The organism is Rhizobium sp. P1_E1, from assembly GCF_056406015.1.
This window is the reverse complement of the sequence record NZ_JBFUAY010000229.1, coordinates 1-6,589: the sequence shown is the minus strand read 5'-3', so window position 1 is coordinate 6,589 and position 6,589 is coordinate 1. Positions and strand designations below refer to the sequence as shown.

General features: G+C 62.8%; 6 protein-coding genes, 1 pseudogene and 1 riboswitch. All 7 genes and pseudogenes read left to right on the top strand.

Translation table 11 applies throughout. The features are described 5' to 3' along the window. Positions 1 to 389: 389 nt before the first annotated feature. Positions 390 to 486: riboswitch (TPP riboswitch) on the top strand. Between the two features lie 50 nt (positions 487 to 536). Continuing rightward, complete coding sequence (thiM, locus tag AC1D1Z_RS32335) at positions 537 to 1,340, top strand: hydroxyethylthiazole kinase (RefSeq protein ID WP_168279154.1); 804 nt, start codon at positions 537 to 539, stop codon at positions 1,338 to 1,340. After that, positions 1,337 to 1,972 carry a thiamine phosphate synthase gene (gene thiE / locus AC1D1Z_RS32330; protein ID WP_477852921.1) on the top strand — a complete coding sequence of 212 codons (636 nt, stop codon included), beginning with the start codon at positions 1,337 to 1,339 and terminating at the stop codon, positions 1,970 to 1,972. Before thiM ends, thiE begins: the two co-directional genes overlap by 4 nt. Then, positions 1,969 to 2,778 (top strand): bifunctional hydroxymethylpyrimidine kinase/phosphomethylpyrimidine kinase, encoded by an 810-nt coding sequence (thiD, locus tag AC1D1Z_RS32325; protein WP_477852919.1) that lies wholly within the window; start codon positions 1,969 to 1,971, stop codon positions 2,776 to 2,778. Before thiE ends, thiD begins: the two co-directional genes overlap by 4 nt. Positions 2,779 to 2,996: 218 nt before the next feature. Continuing rightward, positions 2,997 to 3,476, top strand: coding sequence for a GNAT family N-acetyltransferase (locus tag AC1D1Z_RS32320; RefSeq protein ID WP_026231012.1), 480 nt, complete (start codon positions 2,997 to 2,999; stop codon positions 3,474 to 3,476). A gap of 23 nt (positions 3,477 to 3,499) precedes the next feature. Next, positions 3,500 to 4,522 carry a glycoside hydrolase family 3 N-terminal domain-containing protein gene (locus AC1D1Z_RS32315; RefSeq protein ID WP_477852917.1) on the top strand — a complete coding sequence of 341 codons (1,023 nt, stop codon included), beginning with the start codon at positions 3,500 to 3,502 and terminating at the stop codon, positions 4,520 to 4,522. Positions 4,523 to 4,565: 43 nt separating this feature from the next. Beyond that, on the top strand, positions 4,566 to 6,212 hold the full coding sequence (locus AC1D1Z_RS32310; RefSeq protein ID WP_222285909.1) for an ABC transporter substrate-binding protein: 1,647 nt from the start codon (positions 4,566 to 4,568) through the stop codon (positions 6,210 to 6,212). Positions 6,213 to 6,270: 58 nt separating this feature from the next. Beyond that, positions 6,271 to 6,589, top strand: a pseudogene (locus AC1D1Z_RS32305) (ABC transporter permease); the annotation flags it as partial.

Below are 6,589 nucleotides of genomic sequence, written 5' to 3'. Positions count from 1 at the left end.
CCATCCACACTGCTGCGAAGTCTTGAAAAGATGAGCCTCGTTCCTTCGAAGAAAAGAGCCTCTCCGGCATCTGTGTTTTTCTCGATGCTCCTCACAAATACAGAGATGTATTTTAGAAATTCATTGCACCCACGGTTGCTACTGTTATTCTTCTCGAAAAGGAGAGGACAGCCGCATGGCAAAACGGCAACGACGAGGGCAGCCCGGAACAGAACCCGCAGACGACATTCGGGAAAACCTGGTCAAGACACGAATCGGCGGCGATCTCTCGTCCTTCATGAAGGGCAATCCAGACCCATAAATCATCCATAGCCATCGTCGCGCCGCATCGGTCGCAGAATTGTCATTTTCAGGATGACATCAGCCCCGTTCTCTGCGAAAAAGAGCGCGATGAGAGACAGGGGCGTTCGTCGACAGACGGGCTGAGAAGCACCCTTCGAACCTGAACCGGATAATGCCGGCGGAGGGAGTCGCTCGGGGTCGCGGCTTAGCCCGCACGAACCGCCCCGTGCCCGCCCCCGCCTGAAAGGGGCCATATGCAGACCAGGACCACACCCGGAGCGATGCTGAAGGCGATGCGCGAGAAGCCGCCGCTCGTTCAGTGCATCACCAATTACGTCGCCATGAACATCGCCGCAAATGTGCTGCTTGCATCAGGCGCCTCGCCCGCCATGGTGCATGCCGCTGAGGAAGCCGGCGAATTCGCCGGGATCGCCAGTGCGCTGACAATCAATATCGGCACGCTGTCGACGCAATGGATCGACGGCATGCAGGCGGCGGCGAAGGCAGCGACATCAGCCGGCAAACCTTGGGTGCTCGATCCGGTCGCGCATTATGCGACGGCTTTCCGCCGCAACGCGGTGGCCGACCTTCTGGCGCTGCGTCCGACCATCATCCGCGGCAACGCCTCCGAAATCATCGCGATGGCCGGCGGAGAGAGCCGCGGCCAGGGCGTCGACAGCCGCGACCCGGTCGAACAGGCGGAAGGTTCGGCGCGATGGCTGGCTGAACGTCAGCGGGCGGTCGTCGCCGTCACCGGTGCGGTGGATTTCGTCACCGACGGCGAGAAGGCGGTGCGCATCGAAGGCGGATCGGCGCTGATGCCGCAAGTCACCGCGCTCGGCTGCTCGCTCACCTGCCTCGTCGGCGCCTTTGCCGCGACGGCACCCGAAGACACCTTCGGCGCGACGGTTGCGGCACTTGCAACCTTCGCCATCGCCGGCGAAGAGGCCGCACTTGGGGCGGCCGGCCCCGGTTCCTTCTCATGGCGTTTCCTCGATGCGTTAGCTGCGCTCGACCCCGAAACGCTTGACGCCAGGGCGAGGATATCGGCGGCATGAAGGCTTTCGACCTTTCGCTCTATCTCGTCCTCGACCCCGATCTCTGCGCCGGGATCGGCAGGGTCGAAACGGCGCGACTTGCCGTTGCCGGCGGCGCGACCATGGTGCAACTGCGTGACAAACATGCCGCCACCATCGGGATGATCGAGACCGGCCGCGCCTTGAAACAGGCATTGGAGGGGACCGGCGCCCTCCTCATCGTCAACGATGATGTCGAGGCGGCAATCGCCATCGGCGCCGACGGTCTGCATATCGGCCAGGAAGACATGGATGCACACAAAGCGCGGACGATGATCGGCCCCGACATGATCCTTGGCCTCTCGGTCGAGACCGCGCCGCTCGCCGCCGCCGTTGATCCTGGTCTGGTCGATTATACCGGCGTCGGACCGGTGTTTGCGACACCGACCAAGGCCGACCACAAGCAGCCGATCGGTTTTGACGGTCTTGCCAAGCTGGTGAAGGCCTCGCCGGTGCCATCGGTCGCGATCGGCGGGCTCAAGGCGGATCATGTCGCCCAAGTGTTCGCCGCGGGCGCGAAAGGGGTTGCCGTCGTTTCCGCCATCTGCGGCACGCCAGCTCCTGAAGCGGCCACGCGCCACATCGCCGCAGAAATCCGAAAGGCCCGTGCATGATCCGCAACGTTCTCTCGATCGCCGGCTCCGATCCCTCCGGTGGCGCCGGCATCCAGGCCGATCTCAAGGCCTTTTCCGCCCGCGGCGTCTACGGCATGGCGGTGCTGACCGCGTTGACGGCGCAGAACACGCAAGGTGTCAGCGGTGTGCATCTGGTGCCGCCGCAATTCGTCGCCGACCAGATCAATGCCGTCTTTGCGGATGTCCGCGTCGATGCCGTCAAGATCGGCATGATCGCCAATGCCGGCATCGCCGACGCCGTTGCCGGCGCGCTGACTGACCACCGCGACATTCCGATCGTCATCGATCCTGTCATGATCGCCAAGGGTGGAGCCGCCCTGCTCGCGCCTGAAGCGGTCGACGTGCTGACCCATCGGCTGCTGCCGCTTGCCACGCTGCTGACCCCGAACCTGCCCGAAGCCGCCGCGCTGCTGCACCAGCCGGTCGCGACAAATCGCGCTGACATGGCGGCGCAGGCCGAACGCCTGCGCGCGCTTGGCCCGGCCGCAGTGCTGGTCAAGGGCGGCCATCTCGACAGCGACGAGAGGCCTGACGTGCTTGCCACCGCCGCCGGCCTGCACTGGTTCGAAGCCAGGCGCGTGCCGACCAAGAACACCCACGGCACCGGCTGCACGCTCTCCAGCGCCCTGGCGGCCGAGCTCGCCAAGGGCGCCTCGGCGCGGGAGGCGGTCGCCATCGCGAAGGAATACCTTGCCGGCGCGGTCGCGGCTGCCGGACACCTCACCGTCGGCTCCGGCCACGGTCCGGTGCAGCATTTTCATGCGCTCTGGAAAGACGATATATAAGCACTCGCTCAGCGAACATGCCGCCAATTGAAAACGGCCCGGCCTCCCGGGCCGTTTTTTCGTTCGGCACCTACTTTGCGTTGAAACCGCGGCGACTGCGACGGGGCGTCCCTTTCTCTCGTTGAAAAACCTTGTTGACAAGCCCTGCCAGATGGCCAAATCTATGACACTAAAAGGGGATACATTCCGCAATAACGGAATAACTGGAGGAATGACAGGTGCCAGACCTGCTTGTGAGCTTGTATTCCACTGAGCTCGCCGACCTGAGACAGAAGGCCGGCGACGTCGGCGTCTCCATCCGCCCGGCCCTCCCCCCGGAACTGCATCTTATCGTCAGCTGGGTTCGCGAACAGTTCAGCGAGAACTGGGCAAGCGAAGTCACAGTCGCCTTCTCCCGTCAGCCCGTTGCCTGCCTGATCGCCGTCGACGGCGGCAAGCTGCTGGGCTTTGCCTGCTATGACACGACGGCGCGCGGCTTCTTCGGCCCGACCGGCGTCGACCCCGAAGCGCGTGGCAGGGGCATCGGGCTCGCCCTCTTTTCCGCCTGCCTTCAGGCCATGAAGACGCTCGGTCACGCCTATGCCTTCATCGGCGACGCCGGCCCGGTCGATTTCTACGCCAAGACCGCAGGCGCAATCGTCATCCCCGCCCCCGACAAGGGCATCTACGAAGGCATGCTGAGAAGCACGCCGAAATGACCATCTGATCCGGAGTTACAGAATTGTCCTCGACCCCGCTCGCCCTTTTCGTCGGCCTCCCGAATCCCACTATTTCGGATGATGAATTCGCCCTCTTTCGCGAAACCAATCCGCTCGGCCTGTTCGTCGGCCGGCGCAATCAGCGCGAGCCGGAACAGACGAAGCGGCTGATCGACCGCTTCCGCGAGGCCGTCGGCCGCGACGACGCGCCTGTCTTCACCGACCAGGAAGGTGGCCGCGTTCAGCATCTCGATGCCGGCCCTTGGCCGCTCTTCCGCAGTTTCGGCCAGTTTGCCGAACTTGCGCGCCGCGATTTCGATCTCGGCAAAAAAGCACTGCGCCTTTCCTCCCAGGCCATGGGCGCGATGATGACGGAACTCGGCCTTTCCAGCGGCTGCTCGCCCGTTCTCGACCTCGTCTTCGAGACGACGAGTGCGGTCATCGGCGCCCGCTCGTTCGGCCCTGATCCCGATTTCATCGCTGCCCTCGGCCGCGAGGTGGTCGATGGCCTGCTCGAGAGCGGCAACATGCCCGTCATCAAGCACATTCCCGGCCATGGCCGCGCGACGCTCGACTCCCACAAGGAGCGTCCGGTGGTCGACGCCAGCCGCGAGACGCTCACCGCGACCGATTTCAAGCCCTTCGTGGCGCTGAAGGATACGCCCTGGGCGATGGTCGCCCATGTCGTCTATTCGGCCTATGACGCCGAGCTGCCGGCGTCCGTCTCGCCCATCATGCACGACGTGATCCGCAAGGACATGGGCTATGACGGCGTGCTGATATCAGACTGCATCTTCATGGAGTCGCTCTCCGGCTCCCTGCCGGAACGCGTCAAACAGGTGCTCGACGCAGGCTTCGACATCGCGCTCCACAGCCACGGCGACATTCCTGAAAGCGAAACCGCCGCCAAAGCCGCCCGTCCGCTGACGGAAGCCGCCCTGCAGCGGATCGCCGCCGGCAAGGCCCGCCTCGGCAATCTCAAGGTCGATGTCCGCGCCGCCCATGCGCAAGTCGAAGACATGTTTGCAAGCGCGCTGGTCTCCTGACCGGCACGTCATCTCTCACCGCATAAGAAAAGGGGAATAACACATGAAAAAATATCTTCTTGCAGCCGCCGCCCTGACGCTGCTTTCGGGATCTGCCGTGGCGCAGACGATCCTCACAGCGAATATCGAGCCGGCGACGACCTGGGTTCGCAACTTCAATCCGTTCAACCAGACCTCGTCGCGCCAGTCCACGCTCGACTTCATCTACGAGCCGTTGGTCATCTTCAACCGCTTCGACAGCAACAAGCCGGTCTATCGCCTGGCCGAAAGCTTCAAACTCTCCGACGACCTGAAGAGCATCGATTTCAAGCTGCGCCCGAACCTGAAATGGTCGGACGGCAAGCCGTTGACCGCAGCCGACGTCAAGTTCACCTATGATTACCTGAAGAAGTTCCCGGCGCTCGACTTCGTCAGCATCTGGACCTTCATCACCGATATCCAGGCCGTCGACGCCCAGACGGTACGCTTCACGCTCGCCAATCCGAGCTCGCTTGCCGCCGAGCAGATCTCGCAGCTGCCGATCATTCCCGAACATGTCTGGAAGGACGTCGCCGATCCGGTCACCTTCGCCAACGAGACCCCTGTTGGCAGCGGCCCGCTGACGGAAGTGCCGCGTTTCACCGGCCAGACCTACGACCAGTGCCGCAACCCGAACTATTGGGATAACGAGCATCTGAAGGTCGATTGCATGCGCTTCCCGCAGCTTGCCGACAACAACCAGATGCTGACCGCAACGGCCGACGGCACACTCGACTGGGGCGTCTCCTTCATTCCCGATATCGACAATGTCTACGTGTCCAAGGATCCGGCGCATTTCCACTACTGGTATTCGCCAAGCAGCATGGTCGCCTTCCTGTTCAACTTGCAAACGGCGAACGAGAACAACAAGAAGGCCTTCAACGACCTGAAATTCCGCCGTGCCGTCTCGATGGCGCTCGACCGCAAGACGATGATCGACGTCGCCGGCTACGGCTATCCGACGCTGAACGAAGACCCCGGCCTGATGGGCGAGCTCTACAAGAGCTGGGCGGACCCATCCGTCAAGGCCGACTTCGGCAAGTTCGCAACCTATAATGCCGACGCCGCCAAGGCCCTGCTCGACGAGGCGGGCTACAAGGACAAGGACGGCGACGGTTTCCGCGACAATCCCGACGGTACCAAGATCTCCTTCTCGATCATCGTCCCCAGCGCCTGGACCGACTGGATCGATACCGTCAACCTCGCCGTTGAAGGCATGCAGGCGGTCGGCATCGACGCCAAGATCGAAACGCCGGAGGAAGCCGTCTGGACCGGCAACCTCATCAACGGCACCTTCGATGCGGCGATCAACAGCCTGCCGGCATCGGCTTCGCCCTATTACCCCTACAAGCGCGCCTTCAGCGCTTCGGATAAGGGCAAGACCCGCTTTACCGCGCAGCGCTGGTTCAACCCGGAGGTCGAGAAACTCGTCACCGAGTTCACCCAGACCGCCGATCTTGCCAAGCAGAAGGACGCGATGAACAAGGCGCAGCGCATCGTCGCTGAAAACATGCCGATGATTCCGGTGTTCAACAATCCGAACTGGTATCAGTACAACACCAAGCGCTTCACCGGCTGGTCGACCAAGGAAAACCCCTTCGTCAATCCGTCGATCTCGCGGACCAATCCGGCACGCCTGCTGAATCTGCTCGCTCTCGAGCCGGTCAAGTAAGCATCACGATCTCCGGAAGCGGCGTAGAAAATGCCGCTTCCGTCACGACGGAGTCCCCATGGCTTTCCTGCTTCGCCGCCTCGTCTTCTACATGGCAGCCTTCATCGCGGCAGCGACGATCAATTTCTTCCTGCCGCGGCTGATGCCGGGCGATCCGGTGCAAATCATGTTCTCCAGCGCCGGCACCGAATTGCCGCCGGAAAGCCTGCAGGCGTTGAAGCTCACCTTCGGCTTCGTCGACGGTCCGCTCTGGCAACAATATCTCACCTATCTCGGCAGCATCTTCACCGGCGATCTCGGCCGCTCGATCAAGTATTTCCCGCTGCCCGTCACCTCGGTGCTCGGCCATGCGCTCATCTGGACGGTCGGCCTGATGG

Coding starts and splice junctions, on each gene's coding strand:
- thiM (WP_168279154.1), top strand. CDS start 537: ATGCAGACCAGGACCACACCCGGAGCGATGCTGAAGGCGATGCGCGAG.
- thiE (WP_477852921.1), top strand. CDS start 1,337: ATGAAGGCTTTCGACCTTTCGCTCTATCTCGTCCTCGACCCCGATCTC.
- thiD (WP_477852919.1), top strand. CDS start 1,969: ATGATCCGCAACGTTCTCTCGATCGCCGGCTCCGATCCCTCCGGTGGC.
- AC1D1Z_RS32310 (WP_222285909.1), top strand. CDS start 4,566: ATGAAAAAATATCTTCTTGCAGCCGCCGCCCTGACGCTGCTTTCGGGA.